Source organism: Streptomyces sp. P9(2023) (assembly GCF_032436795.1).
Lineage (GTDB): Bacteria > Actinomycetota > Actinomycetes > Streptomycetales > Streptomycetaceae > Streptomyces.
Genome location: NZ_JAUPWM010000001.1, coordinates 531,836 through 554,284, shown reverse-complemented (window position 1 = coordinate 554,284; position 22,449 = coordinate 531,836). Strand labels below are relative to the sequence as shown.

General features: G+C 72.0%; 22 protein-coding genes and 2 pseudogenes. 11 read left to right on the top strand and 13 right to left on the bottom strand.

The features are described from left to right. The first annotated feature begins 65 nt into the window (after nucleotides 1-65). Nucleotides 66-890, top strand: coding sequence for a TIGR02452 family protein (locus tag Q5762_RS02520; protein WP_315890209.1), 825 nt, complete (start codon nucleotides 66-68; stop codon nucleotides 888-890). A 93-nt stretch (nucleotides 891-983) separates the two neighbouring features. After that, complete coding sequence (locus Q5762_RS02515; RefSeq protein WP_315890208.1) at nucleotides 984-1,148, top strand: hypothetical protein; 165 nt, start codon at nucleotides 984-986, stop codon at nucleotides 1,146-1,148. A 111-nt stretch (nucleotides 1,149-1,259) separates the two neighbouring features. Here the strand turns inward: Q5762_RS02515 and Q5762_RS02510 are convergent, their stop codons facing one another. The 4 genes from Q5762_RS02510 to Q5762_RS02495 all read right to left on the bottom strand — a co-directional run bounded on the left by Q5762_RS02510 (nucleotide 1,260) and on the right by Q5762_RS02495 (nucleotide 5,078). Beyond that, on the bottom strand, nucleotides 1,260-2,693 hold the full coding sequence (locus Q5762_RS02510; protein ID WP_315890207.1) for an SPFH domain-containing protein: 1,434 nt from the start codon (nucleotides 2,691-2,693) through the stop codon (nucleotides 1,260-1,262). An 81-nt stretch (nucleotides 2,694-2,774) separates the two neighbouring features. Then, a complete protein-coding gene (locus Q5762_RS02505) occupies nucleotides 2,775-2,993 on the bottom strand; it encodes a hypothetical protein (RefSeq protein WP_315890206.1) in 219 nt (72 codons plus the stop codon). A gap of 14 nt (nucleotides 2,994-3,007) precedes the next feature. After that, entirely contained in the window at nucleotides 3,008-3,715 is a 708-nt protein-coding gene (locus tag Q5762_RS02500; RefSeq protein ID WP_315890205.1) for an alpha/beta fold hydrolase, read from the bottom strand. Between the two features lie 112 nt (nucleotides 3,716-3,827). Further along, nucleotides 3,828-5,078 carry an MFS transporter gene (locus Q5762_RS02495; RefSeq protein ID WP_315890204.1) on the bottom strand — a complete coding sequence of 417 codons (1,251 nt, stop codon included), beginning with the start codon at nucleotides 5,076-5,078 and terminating at the stop codon, nucleotides 3,828-3,830. Nucleotides 5,079-5,234: 156 nt separating this feature from the next. On the opposite strand from Q5762_RS02495, the gene Q5762_RS02490 reads away from it, so the two are divergent. The 3 genes from Q5762_RS02490 to Q5762_RS02480 all read left to right on the top strand — a co-directional run bounded on the left by Q5762_RS02490 (nucleotide 5,235) and on the right by Q5762_RS02480 (nucleotide 8,094). Continuing rightward, nucleotides 5,235-6,257: a LacI family DNA-binding transcriptional regulator gene (locus Q5762_RS02490; protein ID WP_315890203.1), complete on the top strand. Its 1,023-nt coding sequence runs from the start codon at nucleotides 5,235-5,237 to the stop codon at nucleotides 6,255-6,257. 179 nt (nucleotides 6,258-6,436) lie between these two features. After that, nucleotides 6,437-6,706: a hypothetical protein gene (locus tag Q5762_RS02485; RefSeq protein WP_315890202.1), complete on the top strand. Its 270-nt coding sequence runs from the start codon at nucleotides 6,437-6,439 to the stop codon at nucleotides 6,704-6,706. Between the two features lie 200 nt (nucleotides 6,707-6,906). After that, entirely contained in the window at nucleotides 6,907-8,094 is a 1,188-nt protein-coding gene (locus Q5762_RS02480) for a thiolase family protein (RefSeq protein ID WP_315890201.1), read from the top strand. Between the two features lie 94 nt (nucleotides 8,095-8,188). Here Q5762_RS02480 and trxA read toward each other — a convergent pair whose 3' ends face one another. Continuing rightward, a complete protein-coding gene (gene trxA, locus Q5762_RS02475) occupies nucleotides 8,189-8,557 on the bottom strand; it encodes a thioredoxin (RefSeq protein WP_315890200.1) in 369 nt (122 codons plus the stop codon). A 206-nt stretch (nucleotides 8,558-8,763) separates the two neighbouring features. Here trxA and Q5762_RS02470 point away from each other — a divergent pair, with 206 nt between their 5' ends. Genes Q5762_RS02470 through Q5762_RS02460 form a run of 3 tightly spaced genes read left to right on the top strand, consistent with a single transcriptional unit; the run spans nucleotide 8,764 to nucleotide 11,569 of the window. Beyond that, a complete protein-coding gene (locus Q5762_RS02470; protein ID WP_315890199.1) occupies nucleotides 8,764-10,215 on the top strand; it encodes an NAD(P)/FAD-dependent oxidoreductase in 1,452 nt (483 codons plus the stop codon). Further along, on the top strand, nucleotides 10,212-11,084 hold the full coding sequence (locus Q5762_RS02465) for a 3'-5' exonuclease (RefSeq protein WP_315890198.1): 873 nt from the start codon (nucleotides 10,212-10,214) through the stop codon (nucleotides 11,082-11,084). Before Q5762_RS02470 ends, Q5762_RS02465 begins: the two co-directional genes overlap by 4 nt. 41 nt (nucleotides 11,085-11,125) lie before the next feature. Continuing rightward, nucleotides 11,126-11,569 carry a hypothetical protein gene (locus tag Q5762_RS02460; protein WP_315890197.1) on the top strand — a complete coding sequence of 148 codons (444 nt, stop codon included), beginning with the start codon at nucleotides 11,126-11,128 and terminating at the stop codon, nucleotides 11,567-11,569. Nucleotides 11,570-11,652: 83 nt separating this feature from the next. Here the strand turns inward: Q5762_RS02460 and Q5762_RS02455 are convergent, their stop codons facing one another. Then, entirely contained in the window at nucleotides 11,653-12,267 is a 615-nt protein-coding gene (locus Q5762_RS02455; protein ID WP_315890196.1) for a TetR/AcrR family transcriptional regulator, read from the bottom strand. 141 nt (nucleotides 12,268-12,408) lie between these two features. On the opposite strand from Q5762_RS02455, the gene Q5762_RS02450 reads away from it, so the two are divergent. Then, on the top strand, nucleotides 12,409-13,845 hold the full coding sequence (locus tag Q5762_RS02450) for a cytosine permease (RefSeq protein ID WP_315890195.1): 1,437 nt from the start codon (nucleotides 12,409-12,411) through the stop codon (nucleotides 13,843-13,845). 55 nt (nucleotides 13,846-13,900) lie between these two features. Then, a complete protein-coding gene (locus tag Q5762_RS02445) occupies nucleotides 13,901-15,562 on the top strand; it encodes an amidohydrolase (protein ID WP_315890194.1) in 1,662 nt (553 codons plus the stop codon). Nucleotides 15,563-15,645: 83 nt separating this feature from the next. On the opposite strand, the gene Q5762_RS02440 is transcribed toward Q5762_RS02445, so the two are convergent. The 3 genes from Q5762_RS02440 to Q5762_RS02430 form a co-directional block, all read right to left on the bottom strand. Further along, the gene (locus Q5762_RS02440) at nucleotides 15,646-16,290 is read right to left on the bottom strand and encodes a DUF305 domain-containing protein (RefSeq protein ID WP_315890193.1); all 645 of its coding nucleotides are present in this window, start codon (nucleotides 16,288-16,290) and stop codon (nucleotides 15,646-15,648) included. 93 nt (nucleotides 16,291-16,383) lie between these two features. Continuing rightward, entirely contained in the window at nucleotides 16,384-16,716 is a 333-nt protein-coding gene (locus tag Q5762_RS02435) for a DUF6153 family protein (protein WP_315890257.1), read from the bottom strand. Between the two features lie 161 nt (nucleotides 16,717-16,877). Continuing rightward, complete coding sequence (locus Q5762_RS02430) at nucleotides 16,878-17,222, bottom strand: tetratricopeptide repeat protein (RefSeq protein WP_315890192.1); 345 nt, start codon at nucleotides 17,220-17,222, stop codon at nucleotides 16,878-16,880. 151 nt (nucleotides 17,223-17,373) lie between these two features. On the opposite strand from Q5762_RS02430, the gene Q5762_RS02425 reads away from it, so the two are divergent. Next, on the top strand, nucleotides 17,374-18,339 hold the full coding sequence (locus tag Q5762_RS02425) for a pirin family protein (protein ID WP_315890191.1): 966 nt from the start codon (nucleotides 17,374-17,376) through the stop codon (nucleotides 18,337-18,339). 219 nt (nucleotides 18,340-18,558) lie between these two features. On the opposite strand, the gene Q5762_RS02420 is transcribed toward Q5762_RS02425, so the two are convergent. From Q5762_RS02420 to Q5762_RS02405, 4 genes and pseudogenes are all read right to left on the bottom strand, one after another. Continuing rightward, nucleotides 18,559-19,428 (bottom strand): alpha/beta fold hydrolase, encoded by an 870-nt coding sequence (locus tag Q5762_RS02420; RefSeq protein WP_315890256.1) that lies wholly within the window; start codon nucleotides 19,426-19,428, stop codon nucleotides 18,559-18,561. 423 nt (nucleotides 19,429-19,851) lie between these two features. Next, nucleotides 19,852-20,187, bottom strand: a pseudogene (locus Q5762_RS02415) (SAM-dependent methyltransferase); the annotation flags it as partial. Nucleotides 20,188-20,283: 96 nt separating this feature from the next. Then, nucleotides 20,284-21,474 (bottom strand): annotated as a pseudogene (locus tag Q5762_RS02410) (glycosyltransferase); the annotation flags it as partial. A gap of 104 nt (nucleotides 21,475-21,578) precedes the next feature. Then, entirely contained in the window at nucleotides 21,579-22,367 is a 789-nt protein-coding gene (locus Q5762_RS02405; protein ID WP_315890190.1) for a VOC family protein, read from the bottom strand. Between the last annotated feature and the right edge of the window lie 82 nt (nucleotides 22,368-22,449).

Genomic DNA, 22,449 nt, shown 5'->3' with positions numbered 1-22,449 from the left:
CCTCACCGGCCTCAGGGTGAATAACCCGTTGCCCCGGGAGTACGGAGTCGATCATGCTTTCGGGCATGAGCGCACGACTGCGGGAGATCGCGAAGCGGACCGAAGAGATCGTCGAAGCGGGCCGCTACCGGGCCCCGGGCGGCCGGACGGTCTCCATCGAGGAGCAGCTGAGCGCCGCACTGGCCGGAACCAGGCTGTACGGCCCCGAGCCGGTCCCCGTCACCCCCGACACCGACCGCGCCACCACGGTCGAGGTCACCGACGAGAGCAGCCTGGTCGCCGCCAGGCGTCTCACCAGGGCGGATCCCGGCTCCCCGGTCGCCGTCCTGAACTTCGCCTCGGCCCGCAACCCCGGCGGCGGCTATCTGAACGGCGCCCAGGCCCAGGAAGAGGCCGTCTGCCGCGATTCCGCCCTCTACACCACGCTGCTGCGGGTCCCCGAGTACTACGCCCACCACCGGGCCGAGCGGGATGCCCTCTACACGGACCGGGTGATCCTCTCGCCCGGAGTCCCCGTCTTCCGCGACCATCGCGGCGCACTCCTCGACGAGCCGTTCACGGTCGGCTTCCTCACCTCGCCCGCCCCGAACGCGGGCGTCGTCCGGCGACAGACCCCCGAGCGGGCCGACCGGATCCCGGCAGCCCTCGCCTCCCGCGCCGAACGCGTCCTGGAGACCGCCGTGGCGGGCGGCTACCGCCGGCTCGTCCTCGGTGCCTGGGGCTGCGGCGTCTTCCAGAACGACCCGGCCGACGTCGCGGGCGCCTTCCGGACCCTCCTCACCGGTGACGGCCGGTTCGCCGGCCACTTCGACGAGATCGTCTTCGCGATCCTCGACCGTACGGCCGGCCGGGAGACGCTCGGCGCGTTCCAGCGCGTTCTCGGCGCCTGAGTGGGCCGATTTTCCTGACATGCGGTGTCCGTACTCGCGTGCGAGGCTGAAAACGGCCCCAGCGTCCGAGTACCGCTGTCAGGAGGCACCATCGTGGGCAAGAAACAGACCCGGGTGAACAAGGGCGCCCGAACGGGCGGCCACGAACACCGGACCGAGGCGGCGGCGAAGGAACAGACAACGGCCGTGCGGGAGACACCCCGGCCGATCATCGAACAGGTCTCTCACAAGAAGGAACGGAAGTTCGGTCACAACTGACTGACTGACCGACAGACCGACCTTCCGCAGGCCACGACCGGGGCCCGACGCCATGACGGCGCCGGGCCCGGCCTGTCTCGCTCCCCCGCGCTCCCCTGCGCTTCCGTACGGCTACTCCTGGTCGTCGCCGACCGGGATCGTCTCCGCCCGGGGAGCGGGCGGAGTCTCACCGGCCCGTACCGCGCCGTTCAGTACGGGCGCGGCCGCCGCCGGGGCGCCCGGATTCATCGTCGAGAGCAGCTGACGGGCGAGCCCCAGACCCGTCCCGCCCATGGTCATGGCCTTGGCGAACATCTCCGCCATGCCGTCCGCGCCGTTCAGCAGGACCATCTGGTCCACGTTGCCGAAGGCCGACGCCCCGGCCTCGACGATCTCCGGCCACTTCTCGGCCAGCTGCTGCGCGACCACGGCCTCCTGGTTCTCGGCCAGGGCCGCCGCCCGCGCCTTGATCGACTCGGCCTCGGCGAGACCCTTCGCCCGGGTCGCCTCGGCCACGGCCAGACCCCGCGCCTGCTGGGCCGCCGCCTCCGCCTCACCGGTCAGCCGGGTCGCCGTCGCCTGCGCGGCGCTGGCGAGCTCGGTCTCCTTCGCCTCGGCCTGCGCCGCCGAGATCCTGGCGTCACGCTCGGCGTCGGCCCGGGTCCGGGTCTCGTACGCCTGCGCGTCCGCGGGCTTACGGACCTCCGCCTGGAGCTGCTGCTCCTTGCGGTGCGCCTCCAGCTCGGCGACCCGGGTCTCCTGGACGACGACCTCCTGACGCGCCCCGGCCTCGGCCAGCGGGCCGGCCTGCCGGGCCTTCGCGGACGCCTGGTCCCGCTCGGCCTGGTAGCCGGCCTGCAGGATCTCGCTGTCCCGGGTGGCCTCCGACATCCGGGCCGCGGCCTGCTGCTCCGCCTCGGTGGCCCGCCGGTTGGCCTCCGCCTGCGCGATCCGGGCGTCGCGCTGGACCGCCGCGGCGTGCGGGGCGGCCAGGTTCTTGATGTACCCCGTCGGATCCTCGATCTCGTGGATCTGCAGCGAGTCGACGATCAGACCGAGCTTCTCCATCTCCGTGCCACAGGCCGAACGAGCCTGCCCGGTCAGCTTCTCCCGGTCACGGATCATGTCCTCGACCGTCAACCCGCCGACGATGGCGCGGAGATGACCGGCGAAGACGATGTGCACCCGCTCCGACATCAGCTTCTGCTGGTCGAGGAAACGGCGGGCTGCGTTGGCGATCGACACGAAGTCGTCACCCACCTTGAAGATCACCACACCACGAACCTTGAGCGGAATGCCCTGGTGCGTCACGCACTCCACCTGCAGCTGCGTCTCGTTGAGATCGAGCGACAGCTTCCGTACGGCCTGGACGCCCGGCAGCACCAGCGTGCCGCGCCCGGTGACGATCCGGAAGCCCATGCCCTCGCCGAGACCCTCCATCCTGTGGTTGGAACCGGAGATGATCAGCGCCTCGTTGGGTTCCGCGACGCGCCACATGAGTTTGAACAGTGCGATGAGGACGAGGACGGCGACGACCACGCCGCCCGCCAGGATGCCGATGCCCATGGGCAGCTCCCCCTTCACCGGAGCCGTGCGGATCCGGTGAAGGGAGTGTGCGCCTCGGGGGACGGGCGCTCAATGGATCGGTCAACCATCGTACGCGGCTGTGACATAGACGGTGCGCGGAGGGAGATGTTCCACGACCATCACGACCGTTCCGGTACTGATCCGTTCCCTGGCGTCGGCCGCGTAGGCGAGGAAGTGCTCGGCACCGCCCCGGATCCGGACGATCACCTCGCCGACGAGGCCCGGCCCGACGGTGCCGGTGACGCGGCCGAGCATGCCCACCATCGAGACATCGTCCATGACCACACGGTACGTCAGATCCACTCCTCCAGAGCGGCCATGAACCCGTCGAAGTCGTCGCGGTGGATCGTGTGTCCGGCGCCGATCACCGTCCGTACCTCGAAGCCGCGCTCCTTGAGCTGTCGCGCGTCCTCCGGCGAGACCAGGAAGCTCGGGTCGGCGAGGGCGACCAGCGAGGGTACGACGGGCTCCGCGGGCCACAGTCGCTCTCCTACGGAGTCCGCGAGCCCGTGCGCCGAGCGCTCGTCCCAGACCGTCCTGGTCGCCATCTCGATGTCGAGGTCCTCCTCCTCCCAGCGGGGGTTGAGCATCGCGACGGGCCCCCGCCCGAGGGACTTGGCCCGCGCGAACAACTCCCCCCGGAGGTCGACGACTTCGGCGGGCAGGCGCCAGGCCGGGTCGACGTAGACCGCGCGACGCGGGGCGAGCCGCCGCACGGCGGCGGCCAGGACCAGCCCGCCGAGCGAGTGCCCGATGGCCAACTCGGCCCCGACGGGCAGGGTTTCGACGAGATCGTCGGCGTACCGCTCCGGGGAGTACCCCTCGGCACCGGCCGCCCTGCCGCTCGCGCCATGGCCGCGCAGATCCACCGCGACCACCCGGTACCCGCGCTCGGCCAGCGCCGGCCCGACCCGGCGCCAGGTCCGGTGATCGGACATGATCCCGTGGACGAGGAGCGCGATCCGGTCACCGGATCCCCAGGTGCAGGTGTTCAGCAGCACGTCGATGCCTCTCGCGGATCGGGCGTACGGCCCGTACCCCCGTACGGGCGTACAGGGTACGGGCGTTGTGCGGGTGGGGCGAGCGTACGGCGGGTGGGGTGAGCGTACGGACTCAGCGCACGCTGCGGATCGGGCGCACGGCGAGTGCCCCGAGGACCGACAGTACGGCCGCGATCAGGAAGAGGGCCGTGTACCCGCCACTCAACGAGACGATGAGCGAGGCGACGAACGGGGCGACGATCTGCGGCCCGGCGTTCGCGACGTTGAGCACGCCCATGTCACGGGCCGCGTCCTCCGCCTTCGGCAGCACCATGGTGACGAGCGCGGTGTCCACCGCCATGTAGCAGCCGAAACCAAGGCCGTTGACGACGGAGAAGGCCAGCATCGCGGTCCAGCTCGTCGAGACGGCCGGGATGACCAGCGCGACGGCGGCGAGCGCGGCCGACGCGCCGACGAACAGCTTGCGGCGGTCGAAGCGGTCGGAGAGCCAGCCGCCCAGGACCGTGGAGACCACCATGGCCACGGAGTTGAGCGGCATCAGGATGGCCACCGCCTCCTCGGGGCTGAGCCCGGCCGGCAGGTCGGTGTGGTCCTTGAGGATGTACAGCTGGAAGCCGGCGACCGCGAAGTACCCGAGGATGAGCAGCGCGCGGCCGATGAACGCCCAGCGGAAGTCATGGTCCTTGAGCGCGCTGCCGAACGCGGCGATCTGCCGCTTCACCGGCAGCGGGGCCTTCGCGGGCATCCGCTGTTCGCGGGCGCAGGTGGTGAACAGGACGGCCGTGGCCGCCACGATCACGCCGAAGACCAGGTATCCGGTGCGGTAGTCGTCCGAGAACGCGGCGCCGACCAGCGCGCCGATGGTGGAGCCGATCGGCAGGCCGAGGCCGACGGCCGCCGAGGCCTTGCCGCGCGCGGCGAGCGGGACCCGGTCGGGTACGACGGAGGTGATCGCGGCCTGGTAGATGTTCATCACGGCCTGGCCGAGACACCAGGCGATCAGCACGAGCAGGATTGTGTCCACGCTGCCGAGCAGGAACATCACCGGTATCGCGAGCAGTCCGCCCGCCAGGATCCACGGGTTGCGGCGGCCCGAGCGGTCCGACAGCGCGCCGGCGACCGGGTTGAAGACCGTCGCGAAGATCGCCGAGACGCCGGAGACCAGGCCGAAGTTGGCCACCTTGTTCGCGGGGTCGATGGACTCGATCTGCAACGCCAGCAGCAGGCCGGGCACGCCGATGTAGAGCGCGTACATCGCCGTGTTCCCGGCGAGCAGCAGGGAGAGCAGACCGCGAGTGGGCCGGGGCCCCGAGGGGGAGTCGACTCCGGTTCTGGATCCGGATTCGCGGGAGGAAAGGGCCACAGTGCCCTCCTGGTGAAGATCGCCCGATGCGGGGGCGAGGAGCGGAAGATTCGACAGGGTTACACGTGTCAGTGACACGCGTCAGCACTGTGTAGCACTCGAATCCGGCCATCCGCCAGACCCGGGGCCGGATCGTTCTGGAAAGATGCCGAAGCGATGAGTCAGTCACCCAAACAGTCCGCCGAACGTCCCGTCCCGACGAGCGCCGATGTGGCGCGGCTCGCGGGCGTGTCCAGAGCGACCGTCTCGTACGTCCTGAACAACACCGCGGCCGTACGGATCAGCGAGCCGACCCGGCAGCGGGTGCGGGAGGCGGCCGAGGAGCTGGGGTACGTCCCGCACGCCGCCGCCCGCAGTCTGCGCGCAGGACACAGCCGGATGGTCCTGCTCCCCACCGCGCACGTGCCCATCGGCCCGCTGTACAGCCAGTTCTTCAACGAGCTGCAGTGGGCCCTGCGCCGGCTCGACTACACCGTCGTGCAGTACGGCAGCCTCGGCCTGGAGGGGGACGAGGCGGCGCGCGCATGGGCCGAGCTCCGTCCGGTCGCCGTGGTCTCGCTCGGCGAGGTCCAGCTCACCCCGAGCGGGGTCGAGATCCTCAAGCGCTCCGGGGCCAAGGCCGTCATCACCCTCGGCCCGCACCGGGTCGAGGGCGCGCACGCCCTGGTCATGGACCAGGGGCGGGTGGGCCGCGTGGCCGCCGCCCACCTGCTGGAGCGGGGGCGGCGCCGGATCGGTGTGGTGGTCCCGGAGGAGCCGGGCCTGGAGATGTTCTCCGGTCCCCGGCTCGAAGGCGCCCGGCAGGCGGTGGCGGGGACCGGCGCCACCGTCGTACCCCTGCCGCTGCGCTACGAGGAGGAGGCGGCGGACGAGCTCGCCGGGCGCTGGCGCGAGCTGGGCCTCGACGCGGTGTTCGCGTACAACGACGAGTACGCGATGCTGCTGATGCGCGCGCTGCAGGACGCGGGGATCGACGTCCCCGCGGAGACGGCGATCGTGGGCTCGGACGATCTGCTGCTCGGGCGGCTGCTGCGGCCCCGGCTGACGACCGTACGGATCGACATGGTCATCGGCCGGCACCTGGCCGAACTCGTCGACAGTACGGTGCGCGACCCCGACGCGACCCCGGGCACCCAGGACCTGATGGCCTCGCACGTCGTCCCCCGGGAGTCCAGCTGAGCGCGGGGTCGCGGGTCCCGGCTGAGGGCGGGATCGCGGGACCCGGCTGAGCGGTGGACCGCGGGTCCCGGCTGAGCGGGGGCCGGGGGTCCGGGCTGAGCGGGGCCCGCGGGACCTGACTGAGCGGGGGCCGGGGGTCCGGCCGGGCGCGGTGGGGTGAAGCGGCTTAGCGTCGAAGCATGAGCACAGTTCCGCGGCGTTTCGAGATCCTGCTCGTTCCCGAGCACGTGGAGGACCGGGGCGGCGCGTCCGTGGAGGACAGCGCGGTCCGGACGGCGGTGGTGGAGGCCACGGGCCGGACCGGCTCGTCGGGCTACCCGCGCTACGAGGGTCACGGCCTCGCCGCCGACATCGACCCCGCGACCCGCACGGTCGAGGCGCTCCTGGTCGACGGCCGTGAACTCGACTACGGCCTCACGGCTCTGGTCCGGCCGGCGCCGCGGGCCTGATCGCGGGGTGCCGGGTCGGGGCCTGATCGCCGGGGTTCACGTGGTGGGCCACGTCGTGCCCCCCCTGCGGCCGTTGACAGGAAACCTCACCGGGCGGAGACTCTGCGCGCGCATCAACGAAGGAAAATTCACCAGGCGAACGCACGCGAAGGCGGCGCGGCCCGGCGCCGACCGCCCGAAGGTCACGTGGGAGAGAACCGATGAGCATCCGCGACGTCTACATCGTCGACGCCGTCCGCACCCCGATCGGCAGGTTCGGAGGCGCGCTCTCCGCCGTACGCCCCGACGACCTCGCCGCCCACGTGGTCAGGGCGCTCGTGGACCGCGTGCCCGCGCTCGACCCCGCCCGGATCGACGACGTGTACTTCGGCGATGCCAACGGCGCGGGCGAGGACAACCGCGACGTCGCCCGCATGGCCGTCCTGCTCGCGGGGCTCCCCACCTCCGTGCCCGGGGTGACCGTCAACCGCCTCTGCGGCTCCGGTCTTGAGGCGGTGATCCAGGCCGCGCGCGCCATCGCGGTCGGCGACGCCTCCGTGGCCGTGGCCGGCGGCGTCGAGTCGATGTCCCGCGCGCCCTGGGTCCTGCAGAAGCCCGAACGCGCCTTCCCGGCCGCCCATCAGCAGCTGCACTCCACGACGCTGGGCTGGCGCATGACCAACCCGCGGATGCCCGCCGAGTGGACGGTCTCGCTCGGCGAGGGCGCGGAGCTCGTCGCCGACAAGCACGCCCTGACGCGTGAGCAGCAGGACGCGTTCGCCCTGGCCAGCCACCGCAAGGCGGCCGAGGCGTGGGGCAAGGGGCTCTACGACGGCGAGGTCGTGCCCTACCCGGGGGTGGACCTGGCCCGCGACGAGTGCATCCGCGACACCACCTCCATGGAGGCCCTCGCCAAGCTGAAGCCCTCGTTCCGGAGCGAGGGGGGCACCGTCACCGCCGGCAACGCCTCGCCGCTCAACGACGGCGCCGCGGCCCTGCTCCTCGTCGACGAGGAGGGCCTCCGGGAGACCGGCCGCGAGCCGCTCGCCCGGATCCGCGCCTCCGCCGTCACCGGCATCGAGCCGCAGCTCTTCGGGCTCGGGCCCGTCGAGGCGGTCCGGCGCGCGCTGGAGAAGGCCGGCCGGTCCTTCGCCGATCTGACCACCTTCGAGCTGAACGAGGCGTTCGCCGCCCAGTCCCTCGGCTGCCTCGCGGAGTGGCCGGAACTCGACCCCGAGATCGTCAACCCGCGCGGCGGCGCCATCGCCATCGGCCACCCGCTGGGCGCCTCCGGTGCACGGCTCGCCGGCGCGGTGGCCCACCAGTTGGCGGCGGCCGGCTCGGGAACGGGTCTCGCGGCCCTGTGCATCGGCGTGGGACAGGGGCTCGCGCTCGTCCTGGAACGCTGACCGAGGGAACGCTCGACCGGCGGAAGTCCGACCGACGCGGCGGGGGCGGTACGGAATCTCCCGTACCGCCCCCGCCGCACCTGCCGTGTCGCCGTTACTGCTGCTGCTTCGCGTCCTCGATGGACTTGCGGACCTCGTCCATGTCCAGCTTGCGCGCCTGACCGATCACGTCCTCCAGGGCCGCTTCGGGCAGCGCCCCCGGCTGGGCGAAGACGGCCACGTTGTCGCGGACGATCATCAGGGTCGGGATCGAACGGATCTCGAACGCGGCGGCCAGCTCCTGCTGCGCCTCGGTGTCCACCTTGGCGAAGACCAGGTCCTCGTGGCGCTCGGAGGCAGCCTCGAAGACGGGCGCGAACTGGCGGCACGGACCGCACCATGAAGCCCAGAAATCGATCAGAACGAAGTCGTTGTCACTCACGATCTGATCGAAGTTGTCCTTGGTGAGCTCGACAGTGCTCATGTTTTCTACCTCTCCGGGTCTCCTGGCGGATGTCCTCACGGTCCCCTGGGGACTCGACCCGCACAACCGCGTATCGAGCCGCGCTATTCCGCGCCGCCCCGCGCGGGCAGGGCGCCCGTTCCACGGGTGCACGGTGGGTGTTCCGCGCGTGCACGGCACCCCTTCCCCTGTGGCCGGGCCGCACACCTGCCAGCAGACTGGGGCCCATGACACACGAGGCGGAGCACGAGTACGACGTGGTGGTCCTGGGCGCGGGACCGGTGGGCGAGAACGTGGTGGACCGGGCCCGGGCGGCGGGCCTGAGCGTGGCGGTGGTGGAGAGCGAACTCGTGGGCGGCGAGTGCTCGTACTGGGCCTGCATGCCGAGCAAGGCGCTGCTCCGTCCGGCCATCGCCCGCTCGGACGCCCGTAAGGTCCCCGGTCTGCGGCAGCTGGTGCAGGGGCCGCTGGACGCCTCGGCGGTGCTCGCCCACCGCGACTACTACGTCTCCGACTGGACGGACGACGGCGCCGTCCGATGGCTCGACTCCACGGGTGCCCGCCTCTACCGGGGCCACGGCCGGCTGAGCGGCGAACGGAAGGTCACCGTCGAAGGCCCCGAGGGCGACCGCCATATCCTCTCCGCCCGGCACGCCGTCGCCGTGTGCACCGGCAGCCGTGCCTCCCTGCCCGATCTGCCGGGGCTGACCGGGGCCAGGCCCTGGACCAGCCGCGAGGCGACCAGCTCCAAGCACGTGCCGGGCCGGCTGATCGTGGTCGGCGGGGGAGTGGTCGCCGCCGAGATGGCGACCGCCTGGCAGGCACTCGGCTCCCGTGTGACGGTCCTGGTACGGGGCAAGGGGCTGCTGCCCCGCATGGAGCCCTTCGTCGGCGACCACGTCGCCGACGCGCTCACCGAGGGCGGCGCCGACGTCCGTACGGGCGTCTCCGTCGCCGCGGTCGTACGCGACGGGGGCACCGGGCCGGTCACGGTGGTGCTGGAGGGCGGCGACCGGGTCGAGGGCGACGAGGTCCTGTTCGCCACCGGACGCAGCCCGCGCACCGACGACATCGGCCTGGAGACCGTCGGCCTGGAGCCCGGCTCCTGGCTGCCGGTGGACGACACCCTGCGGGTCACCGGCAACGACTGGCTCTACGCCGTGGGAGACGTCAACCGCCGGGCGTTGTTGACGCATCAGGGCAAGTACCAGGCCCGGATCGCCGGTGCGGCCATCGCCGCCCGCGCGAACGGCGACTCCCTCCCGGAGGCCGGGCGTTGGAGCCCGCACGCGGCCACCGCCGACCACGCCGCGGTGCCGCAGGTCGTCTTCACCGACCCCGAGGCCGCGGCCGTCGGGCTCTCCCTCGCCGAGGCGGAGGGCGCCGGGCACCGGGTCCGCGGCGTCGATCTGGACCTCACGTCGGTGTCGGGCGCCGGCCTCTACGCCCACGGCTACCGGGGCCACGCCCGGATGGTCGTCGACCTGGACCGCGAGATCGTCCTCGGCGTCACGTTCGTCGGGCCGGGCATCGGCGAACTCCTCCACTCGGCGACCGTCGCCGTCGTCGGCGAGGTGCCGATCGACCGCCTCTGGCACGCCGTACCGGCGTATCCGACGCTGAGCGAGGCCTGGTTGCGCCTCCTTGAGGCGTACCGGGACGGTGCGGGGACGGCATGAGTTCCGGGGCCCCCGGCCTCACCAACGAGTACGACGGCCCCTGCGCGGTCTGCGGGGCCGTCGTACCGGCGGGGACGGGGGTCCTCCGGCACGGCCACGGCCCGAAGGACGGCTGGCAGGTCTTCCATCCGGCGCACGTGCCACCCGATCCGGGGCCGCCGGCCCGGCAGGACCTGCCCGGCTGGCATCACCGACGACTGCTGTCGGTGGACATCGTGTCCACCGGCTACCGGACGGCCGTGGATCGGATCCTCGCCGCGTCGGTACGGGGCAGCGACGGGTATACCGGAGATTGGATCATGGATCCTGGATCCAATCTCCCTTCTCCGGTATCCGGTGAGGCGCTCGGCGCCGCCGTCGAACGGGCCCGCGCCGGCGGCGCCCCCGCGCCCCGCGCCCTCGACGAGCTCGCGACCGTCCTCACCGACCACCTCGCCTCGAACGAGGTGCTCGTCGTCTGGTTCGCCCCGTACGTCCTGACCACGCTCCACGCCGAACTCCTGCGTCACGGCCTGGCGCCCCTGACCGAGCGGCTCCCGCACGGCGTGGCCCCGGTCTGCGACCCCCTCGTCCTGGACCGCCACGCCGACCGGTACCGTCCCGGCCGCCGTTCTCTGCGCGCCGTCGCCGAGTGGTACGGCGTCCCGCACGCCCACCCCGGAGACGCGGCGTCGGACGCCGATGCAGCCCTCACACTCGCCCGGGTGATCGCGGACTCGTACCCCGCCCTCGCCCGGCTGTCCCGGCCCGCGCTGCACACCGAGCAGATCCGCTGGTACGCCGACCAGATGCGACGCCACCCCGATGCCCCGGCCTGGCCGTTCGCCGCCGCCGCCCCCGAACCCTGGCAGCCCCCGCCGGGGGAATAACGTCTGTCGCCGCAGGCGGCATCACATCTAGCCTGTCGGCCATGCGCCGAACCAGCAGGCATGACCGGCGGCCGGCTCGTCGCTCGGGGACGGTCCAGGCCCGCCACCACGACCCGGCTCCGGTGGTGACGGTCAAGGAGGCGGATGTCGTGATCGTCGGCTGTTTCTCCGCCAAGCAGAAGGACTTCGCCGCGCAGATGGACGCGGCGGTGCGGGAGATGGCGGCGCGCGGTGCACGGGCCGTCGGCCAGATCGTGCAACGGCGGGGCGTTTCGTCGGGTGGGGCTCGGAAGATGAACCTGCCGTACTCCTCGCGGACCCTTCTCAGCTACGGAAAGGTGCGCCAAGCGGCCGCGCTCTGTGAGCGGACCGGAGCCGACGCGGCCGTCTTCCTCACACCGCTGACCAGTCGTCAGCGTCGCGTGCTGACAGGGATCCTGGGCTGTCCCGCCGCGAACCTCGCCGACGTCCTGACAGGGGCATGAACCTCGGCCGACGTGGTGGAAGCGTGCTCGTGCGGCAGGCGGAGCGTCGTGCCGGAGCGGGGCGGCGTGCTCGCTGAGGCCCGTCAGCCTCGCGGGATCAGGAGCCTCGCCGCCGCCCGCGCCGCGTCGAGCGCGGGGCGGGCGTCCTGGCCTGCCTCGTGGCCGAGGACCACGCGGGTGCTCAGGCCGTCGAGGAGCGCGAGGAGCTCGGAGGCGCGCGCCGTGACCTCGGCCGGGTCCATCGGTGCGAAGCGGGACTGGGCGACGCCCTTGGTGAGCAGGGCCTCCAGATCCTCCTGCCAGCCCCGGTCCAGTTCCTGCTGCGCCTCGCGCAGGGCCTCGTTCGCCGGGGTGCGTGCCCAGAGCTCGATCCAGAGCATCCAGCGCGGGTCGCGCGGACCGTGCGGAAGATAGAGCCGCAGGAAGAGATCCAGCTTGCGTTCCGCGGTCAGCCGGCGGGCCAGCAGTGCCCGGCGCTCGTCGGCGAGGGCGGCCTCGCTCCAGCGCAGCGCGGCGAGGAGCAGCAGGTCCTTGCTGCCGAAGTAGTACAGGATGTGGCCGCCGCTGGTGCCGAGGCGTTCGGCCAGGGCCGACATGGTGAGCGCCGCGAGGCCGCCCTCGGCGATGGCCGTCATGGCCTCTTCGAGCATCCGCTCCTGGGTGATGTGCCCGTCCCGCCGCCGTGCTGCCCCTGCCACCCGCTCCGCCTTCCTCCCCGTGACCCCGCCAGGTCACGACTTTAACCGCAGCTCGCCGAGGTATTGACGCGGCCGTCACCTCTCCCACATCTTGAATGCTGTTCTAAGTTCTAGAACACCATTCAAAGTCTGGGGAGTGGCATGCTGCACGAGGAGAGAACGGCGGACGCCGGCCGCGACGAGGCATTCCAGGGCGAGGCCCTCCGCGACGAGGTCTTCCAGGTCGAAGGCCACGGCATCGACCCGATCCCCGACGTCGAGCGCCACGGCAGCGCCAAGGACCTCTTCTGGCTCTGGTTCGGCTCCAACCTCACCTTCACCTACGTGATCAACGGCGCCCTCGCCGTCGCCTTCGGCCTCTCCTTCTGGCAGGCCACCGCCGTCGTCGTGATCGGCGGACTCTCCTTCTTCGCGATCAGCGCCGCAGGACTCAGCGGCGTCCGCACCGGCACCGCCACCCTCGTCATCTCCCGCGCCGCCTTCGGCGTCCGCGGCAACTGGCCCGCCGGACTGCTCAACTGGATCGTCAGCATCGGCTACACCATCGTCAACACGGTCGTCGGAACCCTCGCCCTCGAAGCCTTCTTCGCCGACCTCGGCTGGGCCGGCGGCCACACCGCCCGCACTCTCGCCCTGCTCGTCACCCTCACGCTGACCTTCGCCGTAGCCCTGTGGGGCCACGCCACCGTCCAGTTCGCCGAACGCTGGATGGCCTACGCCCTCGCCGTCGGCTTCGCCGCCCTGCTCGTCTTCGTCCTGCCCGGCGCCGACACCTCCGCCGCCCCCGCCGACGCCGCCGGACTCCCCGGCGCCTCCGCCTGGAGCCTCGCCTTCGTCGTCATGCTCGCGGGCCCCTTCTCGTACGTCCCGATGCCCGCCGACTACACCCGCTACCTGCCGCGCACCACCTCGCTCAAGGCCCTCACCTGGAGCGGCGGGCTCGGCGGGTTCCTCTCCTCCGTCGCCCTCGGTGTGGCAGGAGTCGCCGCGGCGACCCAGGCCGACATGACCGACGCGGTCGCCGGTGCGGAAGGGCTGCTCCCCGGCTGGTTCCAGCCGCTCTTCCTCGCCCTGGTCCTCGGCGGCTCGGTCACCAACTCGATCATCACGCTCTACTCCTCCAGCCTGAACCTCCAGGTCCTCGGCATCCCCTGGAGCCGCGCCCGCGCCATCGTGATCAGCGCCGCCGTCACCGCCCTCGGCTCGCTCGGCGCCCTCTTCCTCACCGACTTCACCACCTCCCTCCTCGCCTTCCTCTCCCTCCTGATCATCGTCTTCGCCCCCTGGGGCGGCGTCTTCCTCGCCGACATGGTGCTGCGCCGCTGCACCTACGACTCCGCCGCCCTGCACGCCGGCGAGCACGGCGCCTACTGGTACCGCGCCGGGTGGCATCCCGCCGGGGTCACCGCACTGCTCGCGGGCATGGCCTTCGCCGCCCTGACCTGCGACTCCGAGCTCTGGACCGGCCCGCTCGTCGCCCCGCTCGGCGGCGCCGACCTCACCCTCCTCGGCGCCCTCGTCTCCGCGCTGGTGTACGCCGTCCTCGCGCGCCGCACAGCCGCCCCCGTACAGCCGTGACCCTCCACCGCCGCCACAATCAACACCCCTGTCAGAAACCGGAGTTCGACAGACCATGAGCCGCACCGCCCCCGCCGGCCTCGTCCTCACCGGGGCCCGGATCCACACCGTCGACCCCGACCTGCCCGAGGCCGAGGCGCTCGCCGTACGCGACGGACGGATCGTCTGGATCGGCGCGGACGCCGACGCCGCACGCTGGACCGGCCCCGACACGACGGTCGTCGACGCGGGCGGCCGGCTGGTCCTGCCCGGCTTCATCGACGCCCACAACCACGTACGCCTCGGATCGGACGACGCCTGCGTCCAACTCGCGGGTGCCCGCACCCTCGACGCGATCCACGAGCGGATCGCCACCTGGCGGGCGGCCCACCCCGGCGCCCGCTGGATCGAGGCCGAGGCCTTCGACTACTCGGCGATACCCGGCGGACGTATGCCCACCGCCGCCGACCTCGACCCGGTCACCGGCGACACCCCCGCGATCGTGCTCAGCTACGACGTGCACACCGCCTGGCTCAACACCGCTGCCCTGCGCGCCCTCGACGTCACCCGGGACCGTACCGACCTGCCCTTCGGTACCGCCGTGACCGACCCCGGGACCGGCGAACCCACCGGATTCGTCAAGGACTTCGCCGTCAAGGGCCTCTCCCGCGCGGGCCACCGCGCCCTGCGCGAGCTCGGTGTGCCGTGGGCCTCGCCGGACCGCCAGTACGGCAGGCTCGCCAAGAGCCTGGACGACGCCATCGCGTACGGCATCACGACGGTGGTCGAACCGCAGAACTCCCTCGACGACCTTGCCCTGTTCAGGCGGGCCCGCGCCGAGGGCCGACTCAGGTCCCGGATCGTTGCCGCGCTCTTCCACCCGCGCGGCACCACCGACGTCGAACTCGACGAATTCGCCGCGGCGGCAAAGGAGTTCGCCGATGACCGGCTGCGGGTCGGACCGCTCAAGCTGTACATCGACGACGTCGTCGAACCCCGTACGGCCGCGCTCCTGGAGCCGTACGCCGGCTGCGGCCACCACCGCGGCGACACCTTCTACCCGCCGGAGGAGTTCGCCGACCTGCTCACCGGCCTCGACGCGCGCGGCTTCCAGTGCTTCGTGCACGCCACCGGCGACCGGGGCATCCGTACGGTCCTCGACGCCGTCGCCGCCGCCCGCACGGCCAACGGGCCGCGCGACGCCCGCCACCAGGTCGTCCACGTCGAGTGCCTCGACCCGGCCGACACCCCGCGCTTCGCCGAACTCGGCGTCGTCGCCTGCATGCAGCCCCGCCACGCCGCACCCGACATCGCGGGCCCCGGCCAGGACTGGGCCGAGAACATCGGCCCCGACCGCTGGCACAAGGCCTGGCCGCTGCGCAGCCTGCACGCCGCCGGGGCGGTCCTCGCCCTCTCCAGCGACTGGAACGTCGCCGAGATGGACCCCATGGTCGGCATCTACACCGCCGTCACCCGCCGCGCCCTGGACGGTGCGGGCGAGCCCTGGACGGCGGGGGAGGCGATCGATGTCGCCACCGCCGTCGAGGGCTACACCATGGGGTCGGCGTACGCCAACTTCCTTGAGCAAGAGCGGGGTTCACTCACGGTCGGGAAGCTCGCCGACTTCGTCGTCCTGTCCCGCGACATCCTCAGGATCGACCCGGAGGACATCCCGGGCACGGTCGCCGAGACGGTCGTGGTGGGCGGCGAGATCGTCCACACGCACCCGTGCCCCTGAGGTGACGCGAGGCCGGCGGCCCCTCGGAGACGAGGGGCCGCCGGCGCGCCACGGGTCAGAGCCGGTCAGGGCCGGTCAGCCGGTCAGAGCCGCTCGAGGATCTTCCTCAGCTCGGCGATCTCGGCGGACTGGGTGCGTACGACGTCATCGGCGAGCTTGCGCGCCTTCGCGTCGCGGCCGTTCTTCCGCTCGGTCTCCGCCATCTCGACCGCGCCTTCGTGGTGGGCGATCATCAGCTCGGCGAACTTCCGGTCGAAGGCCTTGCCCCGGAGGGTCCCCAGGTCCTTCATGTCCTGCTCGGACATCATCCCGGCCATGGCGTCGCCGCCGCCGTGTCCGCTGCTGTGTCCGCCGCCGTCACCGGCGGTCTCGGGCTTGCCCCAGGCCTTGACCCAGGCCTTCATGGTCCGGATCTCGGGGTCCTGTGCCTTCTCGACGTCGGCGACGATCTTCTTGACGCCGGCGTCCTCGGCCCGGCCGTCGGCGAGCTTCGCCATCTCCAGGGCCTGCTCGTGGTGCGGGATCATCGCCTGCGCGAACGCGACGTCCGCGTCGTTGAAGGCGGCGGCCGTGGGGGCGGCCGTCGGGGAGGCGGAGGAGGCGCTCGGGGCGGAGGCGGGGGTTGCCTCCGAGGAGTCCGTACCGCAGCCGGAGAGCAGGAGACCGGCGACGAGAACGGCTCCGGTGAGCGCGAGCTTCGGGGCGGTGGGGTGGTTGAACGTACGCATGTGTGTCACACCTCGTGTGCTGTGTGTGCTGTCGGAAAGGCTGAAGGAAGGCGTCTGCGGGCAGCGCGAGGCGGCCCGCGGCGGCGATTCGGCCTAGATCCGCAGGACGGACAGCTGAGCGAGGTCGGGAGGTCTGGGCGGCGGGGCGTTCGGGCCCCGTGCCGTCAGGAGCGTGCCGAGCAGCCGGACCAGCCAGTCGGGGCGCCGCCCGAGGGCGGCGAGGACGACCCGGGCGAGGGCCCATACGCCGAGCACGGCCACGCAGAGCGTGGCCATGTCCCCGTGCGTACGGGAGTCGTCGGAGGAGGCGCGCGAGGCAGCCGGTTCCTGGGCCCCGGAGTGGTGCGCGGGGGCAGGAGCGGAGGCGTGCGTCATGCCGTCCGTCCCGGTCCCCGAGGAGCTGTCCGGATGGCCGACGGCGTGCATCACGAAGACGCCGAGGGCGAGCACGACGACGAGCAGCAGGTGCGCGAGGGCACCCCCACTCTCATCCCGCTCGTACGCATGACGTGAACCTCCCGCGAGGAGCGGAACGCCTGCCGAGGCAGGGTCGCCGGACCACGGGAGTCCGATGAGTCCCTACCGCGTCACTCCAGAAGATCGCCACCCATCGCGGCGGCGAGCCGCAGGTGCGGGGCGGCCTCGGCGGGGCGGCCCTGGCGCTCCAGCGTGCGGCCGAGCATCAGCCGGGCGTAGTACTCCACCGGGTCGCGGTCGAGGACGGCGCGGAGCTCGGTCTCGGCGCGGGAGAGCTGGGCGGAGTGGTAGTAGGCGCGGGCGAGCAGCAGCCGCTGGGCGGTCTGCTCCGGGTGCTCGGCGACCAGGCCGCGCAGGATGCGGGCCGCGGTCTGGTACTCCTTGGCCTCGAAGAACAGCTGGGCGCGGTCCCAGCGCTCGCCGGCCGTGCCGAACTCGTAGTACGTGTCGTTCACTTGCACTCCCTCGTCGCATCCCTACCCTGCCACCCGTAGGGGCGGCACTCCGGTCAACACGCGAGAGTAGTTGAACATTCCACTACTATTTCCGTGTGGAGACACCGGAGACACCCCCACCTCGTCCTCCGACAGGAATAGGTTGAGCGTCATGAGCAATCTTGATCGTCAGGCCGCCCTCACCGTCTGCGGCGGCCGCGGCTTCGTCGTCGCCGAGCCGGTCCGGGAACTCCTCAGCCCCCGCCATGTGCAGCTCGGCGAGTCGACCGAGGTCCGTCGCCTGCTCCCCAACCTCGGCCGCCGCATGGTGGGCGCCTGGGCCTTCGTCGACCATTACGGCCCCGACGACATCGCGGACGAGCCCGGCATGCAGGTCCCGCCGCACCCGCACATGGGGCTCCAGACGGTGAGCTGGCTCCACGAGGGTGAGGTCCTGCACCGCGACAGCACGGGCAGCCTGGAGACGATCCGTCCCCGCGAGCTGGGCCTGATGACCTCGGGCCGGGCGATCTCGCACTCCGAGGAGAGCCCGAAGTCCCACGCGCGCTACCTGCACGGCGCCCAGCTCTGGGTGGCGCTCCCCGACGCCCACCGCCACGTCGAGCCGCACTTCCAGCACCACGCGGACCTCCCGCAGGTCACCGCCGCCGGCCTCACGGCCACGGTCATCCTGGGCGAACTCGACGGCGCCGCCTCGCCCGGCACCACGTACAGCCCCCTGATCGGCGCGGACCTCGCCCTGACGGCGGGCACGGAGACGACCCTCCCGCTGGAGCCGGACTTCGAGTACGCGGTCCTGTCGATGTCGGGCGAGGCCCACGTCGACGGCGTCCCGGTCCTCCCCGGCTCGATGCTCTACCTCGGCTGCGGCCGCACGGAACTCCCTCTGCGCGCGGCCTCGGACGCGGGCCTCATGCTCCTGGGCGGCGAGCCGTTCGAGGAGGAGATCGTCATGTTCTGGAACTGGATCGGCCGCTCCCAGCAGGACATCGAAGAGGCCCGCGAGGGGTGGATGAACGGCACCAGATTCGGCGAGGTGAAGGGCTACGACGGCGACCCCCTCCCGGCCCCGGGACTCCCGGCGACCCCGCTGAAGGCACGCGGAAGGGTGCGCTGACCTGCTGGTTCTCGTGCTACGGAGCCCGGGGCGAGGTACAGGTGACCGCTGCCGGATGTTGACAGGACGTGGGCCGGCGCGGAGCCCGGGTGACGGCGTCGGCGAAGGCCGTCACCCGGTAGCGGCGTCCGATCTCAGTGCCGGGGCAGTCGTGGGTGCGCCCACACGGGCACGCTCGTTCCTCGTCCCGTCGACACCGAACCGCTCACGCCATTCCGCTCACGCCTGAGCGGACGAGGCCGGGAGCGTGGCAAGTTCGCTCAGGACGCGGGCCGCCGGCGCGGGGTCGACCAGCCACATCAGGTGGCTGCCCGCCAGTGTGCGGACGTCGTACGGGTTGTCAGGCGTCAGCTCGTTGCCTTCGCGGATCAGGCGGTCCTGGATGGCGAGAGGCAGGCTCGTGTCGTCGGTCAGGCGGATGTAGGTCTTCGGGATGCGGCCCCACGTCGTGGCCTGCGCCCGGTCGGCGGAGCCGCCGACGTCCAGGTTCTCGTCGGGCTGGAAGGTGTTGAGGAAGGTGAGGAACTGCTCGTCGGTGCCGTCGGCGAGGAAGGCCGCCTTGAACGCCGCGAGCGATTCCGGTTCCGCGGTGCGGAAGTTGACGCGGAGCAGGCCGAGGTCGGCGGGGTTCCCGGCCAGCGCCGAAGCGAAGGCGGCGGGGTCGACCGTGGCCATCTCCGGCTCGGCGTAGTAGTCGTTGGCATCGAGGTGGACCGGGCACCAGGCCGAGACGTAGACGATGCGGTCGATCAGATCCGGGCGCGCGTTGGCCGCGGCCGTGACCGTGATTCCGCCCCGGCTGTGGGCGACCAGGATCACGGGTCCGTTCCGCTTGGCCCGTTCGAGGATCCCGATCAGGTGTGCGACGTTGTCGGCGAGCGTGACGCCCTTGATCGAGCCGGGCGCGCCGGCGAGCCCAGCGGGGTCCTGCGGTGACTGATAGGCGCTCGTGAAAGTCGCCTGGAACCCGTGCCCGGGCAGGTCGACGGCGACCGAACGGTGCCCGAGGAGCCCGAGTTCGGCCTGAAGGGGCGCGAAGGAGAAGGAGTTCGCGAAGGCTCCGTGAACCAGTACGAAAGTCGGCTGCATCTGTGTACTCACTTTCCGGCCGCCGCGGTTCGGCGTCGGCCATGACGTCCAAGGATTCACATGGTGTGGCGGAAACGGGCTTGCAGGCAGCCCTACGGATCGGTCCGATGTCCGGCGCAGGACCAGGCAGAGGAAGCCGAAGCTGTCCCGGTATCCGTGCAGCCACTGCGAACGCTGGGCGGTGGCCGTCTCCCGTACCTGTGCGCTAGCCGGATCGGCAGGGTGGTCCAGAGCCCATGAGGCCAGCGAGCCCCAGCAGGCCCACTCGTAGGCGTCCAGCTCACTGCGGGTGCTGACATGGCCGTGGACAGGGGTCCATCCGTCGGCGACGACGCGGTCCACCGTGGTCGCCAGGTCGGCGAGGTCACCGAACATCTCGACGGCCGCCGGCGAAGGGGCACCGTCCCAGAACGACTCACCGATCAGAACGCGGCCTCCGGGAGCCAGGTGCTTGCGGGCTGCCGCGAGGGTGGGGAGAAGACCGCCGAAGGCATGCGTGGCGCCGACGCTGATCACCAGGTCGAACGGGTGTGGAGAGCCGAAGTCCGCGGCCTCCTGCCGGTGGAGGACCAGACGCTCGTCGACTCCGAGTTCGCTCGCTGCCCGGCGGGCCTGGGTCAGGGCGACTTCGGAGACATCGACGCCCTCGGCGTGCAGGTGCGGGCGGGTCGCCAGGGCACGCAGAAGCCACTCCGCCGTGCCGCATCCGAGGTCGAGCACTCGCTCGTCGCCCCGCGGGAGGCCGCGTTCGAGCAGCCGGCTGACGGAGTCGTCGTCGAGCGGAGACTTTATGGGGTGGTCGGCATGGGCGATCACGGATATCTGTTCGCGGCTCATCGGCGCAGCATGGTCCGTGTCGAGGAGCAGCTTCGCGGCCACCGCCGTCCCGTCGGTGCGGATCGTGCCGGCCACGGCCTTCGCCCGTGCCTCCGTCTCGGGGGTCAGTGCCGTCCTGAGTGCGGCCGACAGGGACTCGAAGGTCGGGGTCGGGCCGTCGTGCGCCGCGCCGATGCCCAGTTCGGCCACGCGGGTGGCCCAGTGCGGCTGGTCCACGAACTGGGGCACCACCACCTGGGGTGCACCGGCTCGGGCGGCGGTGGTCGTGGTGCCCGCGCCGCCGTGGTGCACGACGGCCGCGACCCGGCGGAACAGGAACTGGTGGTTGACGTCGCCGACGGCGAAGCAGTCCTCCGCGTCGTCCACCAGGCCAAGGTCTGCCCACCCGCGGGAGACGAGCACGCGGCGGTTCTGCGCGCGGGCCGCCTCGACGGTTGTCCGGGCGACGTCGGCGGCTGTGCTCATGGGCATGCTGCCGAAGCCCACGTACACCGGTGGGGTGCCGGCGTCCAGGAACGCCTCCAGATCGGCGGGCAGGGGGCGTTCGTCGGGCAGGATCCACGCGCCGGTCTGCACGAGGTCGAGGTTGGTCAGTTGCTGCCACGGGCCCAGGACCGGGTCCACCGCCAGCCACGGCCGTTCGGTGAAGACGTGGTCGCGGACGTCGTCCACCGGCGCGAGGCCGATCGCCGCGCGGTGGGCGTTGAGGGGCTGGAGGTAAAGGGCGTTGACCTTCTGGGCGTCCAGGTCCCACAGGGCCTGGTTGTCGGTCATGTCGGGCGGAACCGGCGGGCCGGGCCGCGGCGACGGTCGGTAGTGCGCGGAGGGCATCTCGAACGGGTGGAAGCCCGCGTACACGTAGCGGATGCCCAGCTTCTCGGCCACCGAGCGCGCGCCGGCCGGCATCAGACCGCTCGCCACCAGCACGTCACAGCCCTCGGCCGCCTTGCCGACCGTTTCGAAGTGCGCGGCGACCAGCTCGGCCGCGAACGCGGCCGCGTCCGACGGCGGCGCTCCCGTCCGCAGCGCGCGCACGTCCCGTCCGAAGGGCACCAGTTCCGCGCCGACACCGGCCAGCAGTTCCGCGAACTCCTCGTCCGGCGGTGCGCACACGCGTACCTCCGCGCCCAGATTCCGCAACTGCGCCGCGAGTCCTGCCAGCGGCGCGATGTCGCCGCGCGATCCGTAGGCCATCAACAGCACACGCATTTCGTGAATCTCCTGATTCCGTGGTTTCTTGGCCAGGCCGACCGTCCTCAGGTACGACCCCGTGGCGAAGGATCCAGTGGGAGCGATCAGCTGTGTCTCCTGAGTCACTGAGCCCAGGGCAGTTCACGGGTGCCCTGGGTGCCGGGAACGGAGGCGACCCCGTCGGCGCGCATGGAGACGTGGGCCTCGGCCTGTTCCGGGGCGTGGATCCGGCGGACCAGGTCCGGCGGCAGGATCAGGGTCTGACCGGCCACGACCTTCTCCGTACGGCCGTCGCAGGTCACGTCGAGCGAGCCTGCCGTGACCGTCCAGACCTGTTCGCGGCTGATGGAGTGCTCGGGGCCGGTGGCTCCGGCGTCCATCGTGACCGTCCAGGTGCTGAGTTCGGTGCTGCCGCGGCTGGGGGCGGCCAGGCCGGTCATGGTTGCGTTCGGGGAGGCGGTGACGTGTTCGGTGGAGGGAGTGATCACGACCACGGCGGCGCTCTCGTCGTTGTCGGCCGGATCGGCGTCGGGGGCTGCCGCCCATTCGACGAGCTGGACGACGACTCCGTTGGGGTCGGTCATCTGGAACAGCCGCTCGCCCCAGGGCTCTTCGCGCAGGGGCATGGTGATGGGGGCGCCGGCCGCGCGCAGCCGGGCCTCCTCCGCCGCGAGGTCGGTGACGGTGAGGGCCAGGATCAGGCCGGCCGCCCGCTGGTCGCGCTGCTCGGGCGGGAGGACGTCCGTACCTCGGCGGAGCAGGACGACGTCGACGGCGGCGTCCCCGCGGGTCAGGGAGGCGAAGCCGTCGTCGGCCATGGCCACCTGGTAGCCGAGGTGGGTGCGGAGGAAGTCGCGGGAGGCGTCCACGTCGGCGACGGTCAGGGAGAGGGTGGAGGCGGAGACGTTCATGAGAGCACCTTTTCGAAGTGGGTGATGCCGAGTCCGGAGTCGAAGGATCGTGTGCTGACGGGGGCGAAGACTGTCGGAGTGA

Coding starts and splice junctions, on each gene's coding strand:
- Q5762_RS02480 (WP_315890201.1), top strand. CDS start 6,907: ATGAGCATCCGCGACGTCTACATCGTCGACGCCGTCCGCACCCCGATC.
- Q5762_RS02435 (WP_315890257.1), bottom strand. CDS start 16,716: ATGCACGCCGTCGGCCATCCGGACAGCTCCTCGGGGACCGGGACGGAC.
- Q5762_RS02465 (WP_315890198.1), top strand. CDS start 10,212: ATGAGTTCCGGGGCCCCCGGCCTCACCAACGAGTACGACGGCCCCTGC.
- trxA (WP_315890200.1), bottom strand. CDS start 8,557: ATGAGCACTGTCGAGCTCACCAAGGACAACTTCGATCAGATCGTGAGT.
- Q5762_RS02470 (WP_315890199.1), top strand. CDS start 8,764: ATGACACACGAGGCGGAGCACGAGTACGACGTGGTGGTCCTGGGCGCG.
- Q5762_RS02505 (WP_315890206.1), bottom strand. CDS start 2,993: ATGGACGATGTCTCGATGGTGGGCATGCTCGGCCGCGTCACCGGCACC.
- Q5762_RS02420 (WP_315890256.1), bottom strand. CDS start 19,428: ATGCAGCCGACTTTCGTACTGGTTCACGGAGCCTTCGCGAACTCCTTC.
- Q5762_RS02425 (WP_315890191.1), top strand. CDS start 17,374: ATGAGCAATCTTGATCGTCAGGCCGCCCTCACCGTCTGCGGCGGCCGC.
- Q5762_RS02460 (WP_315890197.1), top strand. CDS start 11,126: ATGCGCCGAACCAGCAGGCATGACCGGCGGCCGGCTCGTCGCTCGGGG.
- Q5762_RS02485 (WP_315890202.1), top strand. CDS start 6,437: ATGAGCACAGTTCCGCGGCGTTTCGAGATCCTGCTCGTTCCCGAGCAC.
- Q5762_RS02405 (WP_315890190.1), bottom strand. CDS start 22,367: ATGAACGTCTCCGCCTCCACCCTCTCCCTGACCGTCGCCGACGTGGAC.
- Q5762_RS02450 (WP_315890195.1), top strand. CDS start 12,409: ATGCTGCACGAGGAGAGAACGGCGGACGCCGGCCGCGACGAGGCATTC.
- Q5762_RS02510 (WP_315890207.1), bottom strand. CDS start 2,693: ATGGGCATCGGCATCCTGGCGGGCGGCGTGGTCGTCGCCGTCCTCGTC.
- Q5762_RS02490 (WP_315890203.1), top strand. CDS start 5,235: ATGAGTCAGTCACCCAAACAGTCCGCCGAACGTCCCGTCCCGACGAGC.
- Q5762_RS02520 (WP_315890209.1), top strand. CDS start 66: ATGAGCGCACGACTGCGGGAGATCGCGAAGCGGACCGAAGAGATCGTC.
- Q5762_RS02440 (WP_315890193.1), bottom strand. CDS start 16,290: ATGCGTACGTTCAACCACCCCACCGCCCCGAAGCTCGCGCTCACCGGA.
- Q5762_RS02445 (WP_315890194.1), top strand. CDS start 13,901: ATGAGCCGCACCGCCCCCGCCGGCCTCGTCCTCACCGGGGCCCGGATC.